Origin of the sequence: Brucella sp. NBRC 14130, from assembly GCF_040371715.1 — a bacterium.
GTDB classification, from domain to species: Bacteria; Pseudomonadota; Alphaproteobacteria; order Rhizobiales; family Rhizobiaceae; genus Brucella; species Brucella intermedia.
Genome location: NZ_BAABTE010000008.1, coordinates 138,647 through 153,151 on the forward strand (window position 1 = coordinate 138,647; position 14,505 = coordinate 153,151).

Sequence of the window (14,505 nt, forward strand, 5' to 3'; positions counted from 1 at the left end):
GGTTAACGGGGTTGCGGCGATGCCTTTTGCCTGAGCACGATCCGTATCGAAAACGGTTTCATGCGTTTTAGGATCACGCTCCAGAAGGCACCGGGACACATAGCACCTGCACATAAGGAGTCAATAAACCGATGAGTTTTGGGTAATAAACTGTCCGCGACTAATCGATTGAGTAGCGCTGACAGCTTATATGCAACCACTGAAAAGCCGTTTTTGCACCGATAACGGTGTATGAACGCTCGTATATGCCCCTCATTTGTTGCTTATCGGGCAGTCGATTATTACAATCTTTTCAAAGATGCCCGTCCCGCAGGCGCGATTCGATGTCCCTGAATTGGGCTTGCGATTGGCATTGGAAAGGACATGGATGGCACCCGATACGACCCTCAGGCAAGTCTTGGAACGGCTCGAAAAGGCACTCAACGCGCTTGAACAAGCGGTCGATCTGCGGCTGGACAAGGAGGGCGATTTCGCCGAAGCCGAGGAAGAGGTGCAGCGCATGAATGCGGATCGCAGCCGTCTCGCCCAGGAACTCGACCAGTCCGAAGCGCGCGCGGAGCGGCTTGAAGCCGCCAACCGCGAGGTTTCACGCCGCCTCGTGACTGCGATGGAGACAATCCGCGCCGTTCTGGACCGATAGGAGGCTACCATAGCGACCGTAACCGTTACCATTGATGGCAAGGCCTACCGGATGGCCTGTGACGAGGGGCAGGAAGAACACCTCTCCGGGCTCGCCGACCGTTTCGACCAGTATGTGACCCATCTGAAGTCGTCCTTCGGGGAGATTGGTGATCTGCGCCTGACTGTCATGGCCGGGATCATGGTGATGGACGAGATGGCCGAGATGCAGAAGCGCATCAACGGTCTGGAGAGCGAAGTCGACACGCTGCGCCGCGCCCGCGATGAAGCGCTCGGACGGGCCGACAGCAACGATGCCGCCCTGACCGGCCTGCTGACGGATGTGGCATCACGCATCGAGCAGGTTGCCTCCCGCATCGCGCCGCGAAGCAGCTAGAGCATTTCCAGCAAAAGTGTGAAACGTCTACGCGGGGAAATAAGTTCACTGGACTGATTTCCTGTCCCGCTTCGATGCGTTGGATAATGCGATAAAACAAATAGTTAGAGCGGTTCCGGCGATTCTGTCAGAACAGGAACCGCTCTAGGGTCAGGACCCGTGGTCCTGCCCACATCGCAGTTCAGATTTTTCTGAAAAGATTTCCTGTTGAGCTGGCGCAAGCCACTGGCGTTCCCGTCCGGCAGATACTATATTGGTCGCTGGCGAACTGCGCTTCCCGACAGGTGTAACAGCATCCCCGGGGCCTTATTGATCTCTAAGGGAGCTGTCCCTGTGAAGGCTTGCGGGCTTTCGCATATGGCGCCCACCTACTTTGTAGGTTCCCGGGATCAATCACTACCATCGGTCGTCGTGGTCGCCGCTTTCTTTTCCCGGCTTGTAGCTTGTTCGCTATAGGCTTGATCTTGCGGACGATTTGTTCGTAAACAGGCGCAAACTCCAACCATTTGCGCATCTTGATGAAATCTCCCGAAACAGCATCGCCCGATTCATCGGAAAGACTGGCCGTCGCGATACCCGTCGCATTCGTTTACGGGCTTCTGCTTTATGTCATGATCTGGTCGCGCCATTACATGGACGCGATGCCTGTCATTGCCGGGCTTGCCCTGTTGCCGATGGCTGTTGCGAGCCTCGCCTCCTGCCTGTCGGACCCGCGCGCGCAAAAGGGGCTCTGGCGTCATGTGCGCATGGGCTGGGCCATCATTGGCGGGCTTGTCGTCACCAGCATGGTGCTTTTCCACGAGGCGGGCATTTGCGTGGCCATGGCGGCTCCATTTTTCATGGTGTTTTCGGCGCTCGGTTCGGCGGTGACATTGTGGATCATCCGGCAGTTCCGCTCGCGGCGCTCGACCACTCTGGTCATTGCGCTGCCGCTGCTGGTGCTGCCTGCCGAGCTTCAGATGACCTATGCTCCGCACGACAGTTACGTCACGACGGTAGTCGAAATCGCAGCCCCGCCGGAAGTCGTCTGGCGGCAGACGGTCGAAATCCGCGATGTGCGCCCCCACGAACTGTCGTGGACATTCAGTCATGGCATATTGGGCGTGCCGCAGCCGGTGGATGCGCGGCTTGAAGGAGAGGGCATCGGGGCGGTGCGCCAGCTCCGGTGGACACATGGCGTCAATTTTCAGGAAATTGTCACGCAATGGGAAGAAAACCGGCTGCTGGCGTGGGATTTCCGCTTTGGTCCCGGTTCCATACCGCCCGAGGTCGAGGCGCATATCAAGGTCGACAGCACCTATCTAAAGCTTGCCCAGGGCAACTACAGTCTCGAACCGCTGGCGAACGGCCATACGCGCCTTACGCTGACGACCCACTACCGGATCGCAACGCCGATCGATTTCTATTGCGACCTGTGGGGAAAATTGTTCCTGAATGATTTCCATGGCGTCGTTTTGAAGGTCATCCGCGACCGTTCCGAGAAGATCGCCCAAGGGGCGGGCGGAGTCACTTGACGGATTGTCATATTGCGGTTCCACTGCATGGCGAAACACGGCAGCAGGGAGTGGCTTGGCATGACGGCAACGGAGCGTAGCCCCGGTCTGGAAAAGCAGGAGCTGAGACGCAGGATTCTTGCAATCCGCGATGCGCTTGATCCGCGCTTTCATTACGAGGCTTCTCTGGCGGCTGCCAAAAAGGCTGAGGCCGCGATCGACGTTCCCAAAGGCACCCTGATTGCAGGCTACTGGCCGATCCGGTCCGAAATCGATCCGCGTCCCCTTTTGTCCGCCTTCCGCGCCAAAGGCGCACGGCTCTGCCTGCCCGTCGTTCTGGACAAGGAAACGATAGCCTTTCGTGAATATCTGCCGGACGCGAAACTGGTGCAGACTGGTTTCGGCACGATGGGACCGGGGGAGGACGCGCCGGTTGTCGATCCGGCGATCATGCTGATGCCGCTTGCCGGCTTCGACCGGCGTGGCCACAGGCTCGGCTACGGTGCGGGGCATTACGACCGCGCGCTGGCACGCTTTACCGAGCGCGGTCTGCAGCCGCTGTTGATCGGCATGGCTTTCGACTGTCAGGAAGTCGAACATGTGCCCGACGAGCCGCACGATATCGCGCTCAACCAGATACTGACTGAAAGCGGCCTGCGTTCGCTGGGAACCGGACCGGCGCTCTAGTTTTTGCTCCTGCATTTATGCGATGTCAGGCGATGCCGCCTGACTGCAAAATGCCCTGACCGGCTTGCGTTCGCTTGGCGCAGGTTTATAAGGCAATCTCATGAGATTGCTTTTTCTGGGTGATATGGTGGGCCGGTCGGGCCGTACCGCGGTTTATGAAAAGCTGCCGGGGCTGATTTCCGATCTGAAGCTGGACTTCGTTATCGTCAACGGCGAGAACGCCGCTGGCGGTTTCGGCATTACCGAAGAGATTTTTCACGACACCATTCGTGCGGGTGCCGACGTGGTGACGACCGGCAACCATGTGTGGGATCAGCGCGAGGCGCTGGATTTCTCCAGGCGCGAAGATCGCTTCCTGCGCCCGGCCAATTTCCCGAAAGGGACGGCGGGCAAGGGTGAAGGGCTTTATATCGCCAAGAACGGTGCCCGTGTTCTGGTTTCGAACATCATGGGCCGGGTGTTCATGCATCCGGATCTCGACGATCCTTTCATCGCTGCCGAGAAAATTCTGGAAGCCTGTCCGCTTGGTGAACAGGCCGATGCCGTCTTCTTCGACTTCCATGCCGAAGCGACCAGCGAAAAACAGTGTTTCGGCCACTTTGTCGATGGCCGCGCAAGCGCGGTTGTCGGCACGCATACGCATGTGCCGACGGCCGATTGCCAGATATTGCGCAATGGCACGGCCTATATGTCGGATGCGGGCATGTGCGGCGATTACGACTCGTCGCTCGGCATGGATAAGGAAGAGCCGCTCAACCGCTTCCTGTCCAAAGTGCCGAAAGGGCGGTTCGAGGCGGCGAACGGCCCTGCCACCATCTGCGGCGTCGGCATCGAGATTTCGGACCGCACAGGGCTTGCAGAAAAGGCCGCTCCCCTGCGCATCGGCGCGCATCTGGAAGAGACGATACCGGCGTTCTGGAGTTAACCGTTTCAGCAACGGCTTTCGGTTGCAGAAACAGGGGCGGTGACTTTCACGCCCTCGAAATTTTCCGGCCCCGCAATCCGGGTGCACAGATCAGACCATTCGCAATGTTCGCAGGCCGCGCGCAGCGTGCCATCGGCGAAGCTCGAGCGCATTGCTGCCAGCCGCTCCGCATCGAGCGTGAACGGGGAAGGCGTAGCGAGAACCGTTCCCAGAAGTTCGCCCACGGCCTTGAGCGCCAGTGCGTCGCGTCTCCTGACGCTTGCTTCATAACAATGACAGTCGCCCCCGCAGAGCAGGGGCGCGCAGATGTCATCGGGACCATCGATCAGAAGAATATCTTCTCCCCGGCTCAACCGCCCGGCAATCGCATCGTAATTTTCCACGAAAGCCGGGCTGTAGCCCTTGCCGACATAAGTCAGCATGCAAAGAAGATGATGGCCACGCAGACGTATGGTCAACGGTTCGGCGCTGCAGCCTTGAGGATCGCTGCGCCGAGTGCCGACTTGATGAGAGCGCCGAGCAGGAACGGCGTCACGCCGAAGGCGATGGCCTTTTCAGCGCCGATGAGGGTGGACAGCCAGGCTGCACCGAGAGCGAGGCAGATCATGTTGGCAGCAAGAAACGAGACGAATGCGAGGCCGACCCGGTTGCCGTTCCAGCCACGTTCGGCCAGATAACCGGTCAGTGCAGCAATGAGCGGGAAGGAAACGAGATAGCCTGCGGTCGGGCCTGCGAAATGCGCAAGACCACCGGCGCCGCCTGCGAGAACCGGAAGGCCCATCATTGCTTCTCCAAGCCAGGCCAGAACCGTGGCCATGCCAAGACGCCAGCCATAGAGCGCGCCGATCAGCGGAACGATCAGGGTCTGCAGCGTGATCGGAACCGGAATCATCGGAACTTCGATCTGTGACGAGACGGCGAGAACCAGCGTGCCAAATGCTACTGCTGCAAGGCGCATTGCCGGGGAGCGGGCTTCGAGATTAAGCGGACTGAAGGATGGGCGCGTTTGAGTGATGGTCGACATGGTTACCTCGAATTATAGATAAAATTTAGATTCGATCTATATCTTTTTAAAGCTCCTGACGATAAACGCAAGAGCCGAACGAACGGCACGATCCCTTGCTGTGGAAGTTGCGCGCAAAAAAGCCCGTTCCGCCGCCTGAAATCCGCGTGGGGTATAGAGATAGGTTAAAGTTGGAAGGAAGCGCGTGCGATCGCGTCAGCCGACGATCGCGAACGAATCGCGCGTCTTGCCCGATGCCGTCTTGACCGGGCGGTGTCCGATCCATTGCACGTGCCGGGCGAGGATCGTGGCGGCGCTGTCGACATCGTTCTGGCGCAGCGCTTGCAATATCGCCCGGTGGTCATGGTCGGTGCGGGCTTCCCATTCCGAACGCCACGTGGCGAAAAGGAACCGCGCGCTGGCGGCATGAAGATCATCGATTGCGGCGAGCAGGCGCGGCATTTTGCAGGGTTCGAGTATTAGCCGGTGAAAGCGGCGGTTGGCGTCTTCCCAGCTTCTGACGTCGCGCGACTTGTCGCCTTCCAGCGTTGCCTGTTCGGCGGCGTCGAGCGTTGCCTGCGTGATGTGCGGTGCCGCGTGGCGGAGCGCCAGAACTTCCAGAGCGGCACGCATTTCCGCAACTTCCCTGATCTCACCAATATCGAACGACGCAACCCGGACGCCGCGTCTCGGTTCCGATACTGCAAGGCCCTGAGCCTCCAGTCGTCGGAACGCTTCGCGGACCGGCACATGGCTGGTCTCGAACTCTTCCGCGATGTGATCCTGTCGCAGTTTGGTGCCCGGCTCGATCTCGCCCGCAATGATGCGGTCGGCAAGGATGCGGCTGATGCGGGCTGCGATGGTTTCGCCGGGGGTGTTGTGGGGAGGCTGAATCATGAATTTATAGATAATCGGCTTTGCCCGCCGGGTCGAGTGATATTGCCTTTATTGACAGGGAATCGATGTTTGTAGCGCTTTTGCTGGACGAATGGGCCTGAATTCCTTATAACGCCGCCATTCTGCACGGAAAGCACTGTGGCCCGACCGCGGCCCTTCTCTGCTTGATCTCTGTTTCATGCGTGACGCTTCCGTGCGCAGCATTTTAAACAGAACAGGGGTGCCATGGCCGGCCATTCACAGTTTAAGAATATCATGCACCGCAAGGGCCGTCAGGATGCGGTGCGGTCGAAAATGTTTTCCAAGCTCGGGCGCGAAATCACCGTCGCTGCCAAGCAGGGTCTGCCTGATCCTGCGATGAACCCGCGTCTGCGTCTGGCGATCCAGAACGCCAAGGCGCAGTCCATGCCAAAGGACAATATCGAGCGCGCCATCAAGAAGGCTGCCGGCAATGACGGCGAGAACTATGATGAAGTGCGCTACGAAGGCCGTGGTCCCGGCGGCGTATCGGTCATCGTGGAAGCGCTGACGGACAACCGTAACCGCACGGCATCCAATGTCCGTGCAGCCTTCACGAAGTCGGGCGGTGCGCTGGGCGAAACCGGTTCGGTTTCCTTCATGTTCGATCGCGTTGGGGAAATCATCTACAAGTCGTCTGTTGGCGACGCCGACAAGGTGATGGAAGCAGCCATCGAAGCTGGCGCTGACGACGTGCAGTCCGGCGAAGAGGAACACGTCATCATCTGCGCGTTTGAAGACATCGGCGAAGTGTCGAAGGCTCTGGAAGCTGCTCTCGGTGAAGCCGAATCGATCAAGACGATCTGGAAGCCCCAGACCAATACCGAACTGGACGAGGAAAAGGCGCGTTCTGTTCTCAAGCTTCTCAACGTGCTTGAAGACGATGACGACGTGCAGAACGTCTACACGAACTTCGAAGTCAGCGACGAAGTGATGGAAAAGCTGAGCGCCTGATCCGGTCCTCAAGATTGTTTTTGAAAAATCCCGGCCTTGTCCGGGATTTTTTGTGCCTGGCGAAACGAAAAAATCGGGCAATAAAAAACCCCGCCGAGGCGGGGCTTTTCAACCAGATGCAATATCGGATCAGATGCCGAGATTGCCGAAACGGTTCTTGAACTTCGTAACGCGACCGCCGCGATCGAGCAGGGTCTGCGAACCGCCCGTCCAGGCCGGATGGGTGGTCGGGTCGATATCGAGGTTCATCGTATCGCCTTCCTTGCCCCAGGTCGAGCGGGTCGTGTATTCGGTGCCATCGGTCATCACGACCTTGATGGTGTGGTAGTCGGGATGGATATTGGCTTTCATCTTCTCAATCCTGAAAGTCTGGGGTGAAAAGCGCAGCCTTGACTATCGAAACTGCGGCACTTTCGCCCAATGGCAGATATGAAGACCCATTACCTGCAGGCAACGGCTTCCAAAAGGGTTGGCGAGCCTATACATCAGGCGCACGGCAATAACAAGGGCGCAAACACAAGAATGGCCGACCGGGATACTGAAATTGATATGAATCATGAATTGACCGCAAAAGAAAGCCGCCAACGCCGTTCGCTGAAGCCACTCAAGAGAGTGGCGCCGTTCCTCGCGCCCTATAAGGGACTGGTTGCAGGTGCGCTCTTCTCGCTGGTGCTTGCCGCCGTGACGACCCTTGCCGTGCCGGTCGCGCTGCGCCGCATGATCGACCATGGCTTCACCGGTTCGAATGCGATCTTCGTCAATAATTACTTCGGCATGCTCGTGGCGCTGGCGCTCATTCTCGCGCTTGCATCGGGCCTGCGCTACTTCTTCGTGATCTCGCTTGGTGAGCGGGTGGTGGCCGATCTGCGCAATGCGGTCTTTTCGCATGTGACGGCGCTTTCGCCGGAATTTTTCGACCGGTCGCAGTCGGGAGAAATCGTTTCGCGCCTGTCATCCGACACGGTGCAGATCAAGTCTGTGGTCGGCGCGACGGCCTCTGTTGCGCTGCGCAACATGATTCTGGGTGTCGGCGCGCTGGCGATGATGGTTGTCACGAGCCCGAAACTTTCGGCGCTGGTCATCGCGGCCATTCCGGTCATCGTCATTCCGCTTATCGCCTTCGGGCGTTCCGTGCGCCGCCGCTCGCGCATGACACAGGACATGCTGGCGAAAGCCAACGCCTATGCCAGCGAACAGATCGGCGCGATGCGCACATTGCAGGCCTTCACCAACGAGGAAATGGTGGTGGGTCGATTTGGCAGCGCCGTGGAAAAGTCTTTCCAGGCAGCACGCTCTTCCATTCAGGCGCGCGCGGTTCTGACTGCTTTTGCCATTTTCCTGATCTTCTCCAGCATCGTGGCCGTGCTATGGTTCGGTTCGCGTGACGTGCTGGCCGGTACGATGTCAGCCGGTACGCTCGGCCAGTTCGTGCTCTATGCCGTTTTTGCAGGGAGTTCCTTCGGGGCCTTGTCGGAAGTTGGCGGCGAGCTGGCGCAGGCCGCAGGCGCGACGGAGCGGCTTGTCGAAATTCTCGATGAGCAGCCGGGTATTGCCCCGCCTTTGAAGCCCGTTGCCATGCCGGTGCCGCCACGGGGCGAGATCGTGTTCGATTCCGTGCACTTTTCCTATCCGACGCGACCGGATGCGCCGTCGCTCAACGGTGTCAGCTTTACGGTGAAGCCCGGCGAGACGGTTGCGATTGTCGGCCCGTCGGGCGCGGGCAAGAGCACGATCTTCGCGCTGGTCATGCGCTATTATGATCCCCAGTCGGGCAGGATATTGATCGACGGCGTTGCCTTGCCTGATGCCGACCCGCAGGCCGTTCGCGCGCGCATCTCGACCGTGCCGCAGGATGTGGCGATTTTCGCCACCAGCGTGCGCGAAAACATCGCGTTCGGCAGGCCGGGCGCAACCGACGAGGAAATCATGACAGCGGCAAAAGCCGCCCTCGCGCATGATTTCATCATGGCGCTCGACAAGGGCTATGACACGGAAGTGGGCGAACGCGGGGTGACGCTTTCGGGCGGCCAGCGCCAGCGCATCGCCATCGCGCGGGCAATCCTGCGTGCCGCGCCCATCCTGTTGCTTGACGAGGCGACATCGGCGCTCGATGCCGAAAGCGAAATGCTGGTGCAAAAGGCTCTGGACGGCCTGATGGCTGACCGCACGACACTTGTCGTCGCTCATCGGCTTGCGACCGTGCTCAAGGCCGACCGCATCCTCGTGCTCGACCATGGCCGCATCGTCGAAGAGGGGACGCATCAAACCCTCGTCGAGAAGGGCGGTATCTATGCCCGCCTCGCCAAACTGCAATTCGATGCGGGGCTAGTGGATTGAATTTGACATTTGAATCCCGACTGAATGAGATGCTGTTTCAAACGTCAAATTCGAAAAACCCACTAGATACATAAAGTGACTTAGAGGTCTTCGTCGCCAAATAGACGGGGACGGCTTCTCGCCGTTTATGCTTCTATCTCTCCGTCAGTTTCAGCTCGATGCGGCGGTTCTTGGCGCGGGCATCGGCGGTGTCCGAGGCATCGAGTGGCTGATATTCCCCGAAGCCCGCGGCAACGAGCCGGTTGGCCGGGACGCCATTGGCGATCAGGAATTTGACCACAGCGGTGGCGCGGGCCGATGAAAGCTCCCAATTGTCGCGGAAGCGCCCGGTGCCTGCCAGCGGCACATTATCGGTATGGCCGTCGACACGCAGCACCCAGTTGATGTCGTCCGGGATTTCCTGATTGAGCTGGTTTACCGCATCGGCGAGCTTTTTCATTTCATCCTGACCGGCGGGATTGATATCAGACGAGCCTGTCGGGAACAGCACTTCCGACTGGAAGACGAAACGGTCGCCGACAATGCGGATATTTTCCTTGTCGGACAGGATCTCACGCAGACGCCCGAAGAAGTCCGACCGGTAGCGGTTCAGTTCCTGCACCCGCTGGGCCAGCGCAACGTTCAGGCGGCGCCCCAGATCGGCGATCTTGGCGTTCGATTCGCGGTCGCGGCTTTCAGAAGCGTTGAGCGCATCTTCAAGTGCCGCGATCTGGCGGCGCAGAGCCGAAATCTGCTGGTTCAGCAGCTCTACCTGACTGAGCGCGCGGGCGCTGACCTGCTTTTCGGCATCGAGGCTTGCCGACAGTTCCCCGGCGCGCTTTTCAGCGGCGGCACCTGCGCCACTTCCTTCGTTCAGCAGGCTTTGCAGGCGCGAACGCTCGGTTTCCGCCGTGGACAGCGAGGCTTGCAGATTGGCGATGGTGTCCTGCATGTCCTGCGAATTGCTGCGCTCCAGCGACAGGAGCTGAGTCAGTTCCTGAATCTGGCTGTTGAGGCGGGCAAGCACGCTGTCCTTGTTGTTGACCTCACGGCTGAGCAGGAACTGCGCCAGCACGAAAACGGTCAGCAGGAACATGATTGCCAAGAGCAGCGTCGTCAGGGCATCGACGAAACCCGGCCAGTAATCGACATGCCTTTGGGTGCGGCGGTTGCGGGCAAGAGCCATGGGAATTACTCCGCCTTGTCCGTGCGGTCGGACTTGCGGTCATGCGGACGCTCTCCGATGGCCCGGGTGAGGCGGTCGAGCGTCTGGCGGATCGCCTTCTGCTCGTCGGCCTGCTTTTCCACCCAGTCGCGCATGATCTGCTGTTCGCTGCGCATGTTCTTGACGAGGCCCTGTATGCCTTCGGCAAGATTGGCAAGTGCTGCCGTTGTGCGCTGCGTGGATGCATCGCCGCCATGCATGTTCTGCAGCCGGTCGGCCAGATTACGGATTTCTTCCGTGCCGCCGTGCTGGTCCGCGTCCGAGCCGAGATCGGTGACGGAGGAAAGCCAGTTTTCCAGTTCCGTATAGAAGCGGTTCTGTGCGCGGCCCGCTTGCAGGTCGAGGAAGCCTAGGATCAACGAACCGGAAAGGCCGAACAGCGACGACGAAAAAGCCGTGCCCATGCCCGAGAGCGGCGCCTGAAGACCGGCTTTCAGGGCATCGAGAACGTCACCGGTACTGCCCGAATTGGGATCGAGGGTCTGGATAGTCCGACCAATGGAGCCGACGGTTTCCAGAAGGCCCCAGAAGGTGCCGAGAAGGCCAAGAAAGACCAGAAGCCCGATCAGATAGCGCGATATATCGCGGCTTTCGTCAAGGCGGGTCGCGATGGAATCGAGAATCGAGCGCATGGAGGCGGTGGAAAGCGCCATCGACTGGCGACGCCCGATGAGTGCGCGCATCGGCGCCAGCAGCACGGGCGGGCGCGCGGTGCCCTCGCGGTCGCCGTCGCGGAATGAATTGACCCAGCGAATTTCCGGCAGAAGCCGGAGCACCTGTCCGAAAGCGAGCAGGATGCCGACCAGCAGAACGCCGAGAATAAGCCCGTTGAGCCCGGGATTGGTGACGAAGAACGTGTGAATCTGCCGCATGAGGATTGCAGCCAGAAAGGCTACAATAATAAGGAAGATCGCCATGGTGAGAATGACAATGCGCGGGCTCGAAAGGCGGTAGGGGTCGTAATCGCGTCCCTCATCCAGACGTTCCCGGGAAAGTCTCAAATCGCTCATGCGTTGCGCTCCATGGTCGCGTGTTTGCACAGGAGCCTACTTCATTAATTCGTGAAGCGGAATCGTCTGGTTACGAAAAAATGAAGGCAGAAATGCTTCAGCGCGCCGCTTTCATGCGACGCGCTGATTCAAAATGCGAATAATGCTGGCAATGTCAGATCGGCTTTTTGATTGTCTTGAGAAGCGCGCCGTGAATGGTTTCGTTGCCGGCGACGATCGAGTGATTGGTGAACATATCCTGTCCGCCATTCTTGTCCGAGACGAAACCGCCAGCTTCGCGCACCATCAGGATGCCGGCGCCGAGATCCCACGGATGCATGCCATCTTCCCAGAAGCCGTCCAGGCGGCCGCCCGCGACATAGGCGAGATCGAGCGCGACCGCACCCATGCGCCGAATGCCTGCGGTTTCGGCCATGACATTGCGCAGCTCGACCAGATAACGGCCGTGATGACCGCGGCCCAGATGCGGGATTCCGGTGCCGATGACGGAATCGACCAGCTTGTTGCGCGATGCGACGCGCAGGCGGCGGTCGTTGAGGAATGCGCCGCCACCGCGTTCTGCGGTGTAAAGCTCGTCCATGGCCGGATTGTAGATGACGCCGGCGACGATCTGTCCCTGACGCTCAAGTGCGATGGAAACAGCAAAAACTGGAATGCCGTGCAGGAAGTTCGTGGTGCCGTCGAGCGGATCGACCAGCCAGCGGTGCTGTCCGTCCTTGGATTCAATCTCGCCGGATTCTTCCATCAGGAAGCCGTAATCCGGGCGGGCGCGGCTCAATTCCGTGTAGACGATCTTTTCGGCGCGGCGGTCTGCCTGGCTGACATAGTCGCCGGGGCCCTTGAGAGAAACCTGAAGATTCTGGACTTCGCCAAAATCGCGAGCGAGGCTGCGGCCGGCCTTCATAGCGGCCTGTACCATAACGTTGAGAAGGGCTGAGCGGGCCATTTCATTGTCCTTGTAAGCACGATCCCTAAGCGTGGAGTTTAAAGAGGATCATGCATTTCGTTAAAAAGAGAGGGCGAACATCCAGCCGCGAACATATACGGCGGACGGTCAGGGAATTGAGCGATCTGAGAAAGAACGGTCGCAAGGATGCGACATGCGGCGCCCCGGCGGGACGCCGCCATAGTCAGAGACGGATCAGGCGCGGCTGACGTAGGTCAGTTCATTGGTATCGACGATCACGCGTTCGCCCGATTCGATGAATGGCGGAACGAGGATGCGGATACCGTTTTCAAGCACCGCCGGCTTGTAGGACGAAGCGGCGGTCTGGCCCTTGACGACCGGATCGGCTTCGGTGATGGCGAGCGTGACCTGATCCGGCAGGCGGATGCCGATCGGCTTTTCTTCGTAAAGTTCGACAGTGACCATCATGCCGTCCTGCAGGAAGGCGGATCGGTCGCCGACGAAATCCTTGGCCAGTTCGAGCTGCTCGTAGGATTCCGTGTCCATGAAGATCAGCGCTTCGCCTTGTTCGTAGAGGAACGAGAAATCCTTCTGTTCCAGACGAACGCGCTCGACGGTTTCGGCGGCGCGGAAACGTTCGTTGAGCTTGGTGCCGTTGATGAGGTTCTTCAGTTCGACCTGATTGTAGGCGCCGCCCTTGCCGGGCTTGACGGCATTGGTCTTGACTGCAACCCACAGGCCGCCAGCATGTTCGATGACATTGCCGGGGCGGATTTCGTTACCATTGATCTTCATGAGCTTGATCCGGAATGAAAATGTGAAACTATGTGCGGCCCGGCTTTATTTCGGGGATTGCCTGAGCATCTCATATTCGAGCCGCGATAATCGCGTTTCCAAGACCATAAAACGACGCTTTGTGCAAGCCTGACCACGAAAAGAGGGTCGGTCCGGTTTGAAAAAACCGCTCAAAAATCAGCGGACGCGCAGGTTATTGGCGGTTTCTATGGCTTGCTTGATCTGATCGTCAGCCAGTCCGTCCATCATGTCGTTGAGGTCCGGCGCGCGGAAACCGGCCCGCTGTGCGACGATATACCAGGCGGCGGCCTTCACCAGATCGCCTTCGGTGCCGATGCCATCGCGGTAGAGACGCGCGAGCCATGCCTGCGCCATAACCATGCCGCGCTGCGCGCCAAGCTGCATCCAGCCGAAACCCTGTTCGTAATTGCGGTCGCCGCCGCGCCCTTCGATCAGCCAGCGGCCAAGGTCGAATTGCGCGGTGTCATAGCCTTGCGCTGCCGCGAGCAGGAGATAGACGCGCGCCTTCTTGTCGTCGCGAGGAATGGTCGGGGTGCCATTGGCATAAACCTGGCTGACTGCATATTGCGCATCGGCAAGCTTCGCCTCGGCTGCCTTCTCGAACCACGGGAAGGCGAGGTCGAGGCCGGGCTTGCCCGGTGTCTTCACCATCAGCATCTGGCCGTAGTTGAACTGCGCCATGGCGTTGCCGCCCTCGGCCGCCTTCTTCATCAGCTCTTCCGCCTTGACGGGGTCTTTCGCGGTATAGGTGCCCTGAAGCAGAAGAGCCGCGTAGCGGAACTGCGCCTCGACAACACCGTTATTGGCCGCCTTCTCGTACCATTCCGCTGCCAGTTTCTGGTTGGCGGGAATGCCGAGACCGCGCGCATAAATCTCCGCGATGAGCGTCTGCGATGCCGGGTCGCCCTCTTCGGCCTGTGGTTTGGCCAGATTGAAGGCGGTCAGATAAAGGCCGCGCTGGAATGCACCGAAAGCCTCGTCCGCCGGCTTGTCGCCGAAACGGCTCGGATCGATATGCGGCATCGGTTCCGTGGTTGCCGGTTGCGGCAGCATGACCGGCTTGGCAGGCTTGGCAGGCTTGGCAGGCTTGTCGGCCTTCGTGCCCTGATGATTGCCCTGCTTGCCGCTCTTCTGGCCGTGCACCGGCTCGCCGGCTGCCAGAACAGGCAGCACCGGCAGCGCGAGAGACATAACGGCAGCGAGAAGAAATTTGTTCTTCATGGGCATCGGCAAGACCTT

At 59.4% G+C, this 14,505-nt stretch carries 16 protein-coding genes and 1 other RNA gene; 8 read left to right on the plus strand and 9 right to left on the minus strand.

Annotated elements, in window-relative coordinates; all coding sequences use genetic code 11:
• Positions 1–367: 367 nt before the first annotated feature.
• From ABWW28_RS17945 to ABWW28_RS17970, 6 genes are all read left to right on the plus strand, one after another.
• The gene (locus tag ABWW28_RS17945; protein ID WP_006473231.1) at positions 368–640 is read left to right on the plus strand and encodes a DUF4164 domain-containing protein; all 273 of its coding nucleotides are present in this window, start codon (positions 368–370) and stop codon (positions 638–640) included.
• Between the two features lie 9 nt (positions 641–649).
• Positions 650–1,015 (plus strand): cell division protein ZapA, encoded by a 366-nt coding sequence (locus ABWW28_RS17950; protein WP_025090848.1) that lies wholly within the window; start codon positions 650–652, stop codon positions 1,013–1,015.
• 262 nt (positions 1,016–1,277) lie between these two features.
• A non-coding RNA gene (gene ssrS / locus ABWW28_RS17955) (6S RNA) lies at positions 1,278–1,436 on the plus strand.
• 97 nt (positions 1,437–1,533) lie between these two features.
• Positions 1,534–2,529: an SRPBCC family protein gene (locus ABWW28_RS17960; RefSeq protein ID WP_112669486.1), complete on the plus strand. Its 996-nt coding sequence runs from the start codon at positions 1,534–1,536 to the stop codon at positions 2,527–2,529.
• Between the two features lie 60 nt (positions 2,530–2,589).
• Positions 2,590–3,195, plus strand: a complete 606-nt coding sequence (locus ABWW28_RS17965) for a 5-formyltetrahydrofolate cyclo-ligase (RefSeq protein WP_112669454.1) — start codon at positions 2,590–2,592, stop codon at positions 3,193–3,195.
• Positions 3,196–3,295: 100 nt separating this feature from the next.
• Entirely contained in the window at positions 3,296–4,120 is an 825-nt protein-coding gene (locus ABWW28_RS17970) for a TIGR00282 family metallophosphoesterase (protein ID WP_006467741.1), read from the plus strand.
• 5 nt (positions 4,121–4,125) lie between these two features.
• Here the strand turns inward: ABWW28_RS17970 and ABWW28_RS17975 are convergent, their stop codons facing one another.
• The 3 genes from ABWW28_RS17975 to ABWW28_RS17985 form a co-directional block, all read right to left on the minus strand.
• Positions 4,126–4,578: a DUF1284 domain-containing protein gene (locus ABWW28_RS17975; protein ID WP_151659131.1), complete on the minus strand. Its 453-nt coding sequence runs from the start codon at positions 4,576–4,578 to the stop codon at positions 4,126–4,128.
• Positions 4,575–5,144, minus strand: coding sequence for a biotin transporter BioY (locus tag ABWW28_RS17980; protein ID WP_151659130.1), 570 nt, complete (start codon positions 5,142–5,144; stop codon positions 4,575–4,577). The genes ABWW28_RS17975 and ABWW28_RS17980 overlap by 4 nt, the downstream gene beginning before the upstream one ends.
• Before the next feature lie 195 nt (positions 5,145–5,339).
• On the minus strand, positions 5,340–6,020 hold the full coding sequence (locus ABWW28_RS17985) for a GntR family transcriptional regulator (RefSeq protein ID WP_021588007.1): 681 nt from the start codon (positions 6,018–6,020) through the stop codon (positions 5,340–5,342).
• A gap of 225 nt (positions 6,021–6,245) precedes the next feature.
• Here ABWW28_RS17985 and ABWW28_RS17990 point away from each other — a divergent pair, with 225 nt between their 5' ends.
• The gene (locus ABWW28_RS17990; protein WP_006467737.1) at positions 6,246–6,992 is read left to right on the plus strand and encodes a YebC/PmpR family DNA-binding transcriptional regulator; all 747 of its coding nucleotides are present in this window, start codon (positions 6,246–6,248) and stop codon (positions 6,990–6,992) included.
• Between the two features lie 129 nt (positions 6,993–7,121).
• On the opposite strand, the gene rpmE is transcribed toward ABWW28_RS17990, so the two are convergent.
• Positions 7,122–7,343, minus strand: a complete 222-nt coding sequence (gene rpmE / locus ABWW28_RS17995) for a 50S ribosomal protein L31 (protein WP_006467736.1) — start codon at positions 7,341–7,343, stop codon at positions 7,122–7,124.
• Positions 7,344–7,412: 69 nt separating this feature from the next.
• On the opposite strand from rpmE, the gene ABWW28_RS18000 reads away from it, so the two are divergent.
• Positions 7,413–9,329, plus strand: coding sequence for an ABC transporter transmembrane domain-containing protein (locus ABWW28_RS18000; RefSeq protein WP_176026744.1), 1,917 nt, complete (start codon positions 7,413–7,415; stop codon positions 9,327–9,329).
• 133 nt (positions 9,330–9,462) lie between these two features.
• Here ABWW28_RS18000 and ABWW28_RS18005 read toward each other — a convergent pair whose 3' ends face one another.
• From ABWW28_RS18005 to ABWW28_RS18025, 5 genes are all read right to left on the minus strand, one after another.
• Positions 9,463–10,494, minus strand: a complete 1,032-nt coding sequence (locus tag ABWW28_RS18005) for a peptidoglycan -binding protein (protein ID WP_006467731.1) — start codon at positions 10,492–10,494, stop codon at positions 9,463–9,465.
• Between the two features lie 5 nt (positions 10,495–10,499).
• Positions 10,500–11,543, minus strand: a complete 1,044-nt coding sequence (locus ABWW28_RS18010) for a MotA/TolQ/ExbB proton channel family protein (RefSeq protein ID WP_006473228.1) — start codon at positions 11,541–11,543, stop codon at positions 10,500–10,502.
• 154 nt (positions 11,544–11,697) lie between these two features.
• Positions 11,698–12,489 (minus strand): inositol monophosphatase family protein, encoded by a 792-nt coding sequence (locus ABWW28_RS18015; RefSeq protein ID WP_112669460.1) that lies wholly within the window; start codon positions 12,487–12,489, stop codon positions 11,698–11,700.
• 195 nt (positions 12,490–12,684) lie between these two features.
• A complete protein-coding gene (gene efp / locus ABWW28_RS18020) occupies positions 12,685–13,245 on the minus strand; it encodes an elongation factor P (RefSeq protein ID WP_006467724.1) in 561 nt (186 codons plus the stop codon).
• A gap of 177 nt (positions 13,246–13,422) precedes the next feature.
• Complete coding sequence (locus ABWW28_RS18025) at positions 13,423–14,487, minus strand: tetratricopeptide repeat protein (protein ID WP_112669462.1); 1,065 nt, start codon at positions 14,485–14,487, stop codon at positions 13,423–13,425.
• Positions 14,488–14,505: the final 18 nt, after the last annotated feature.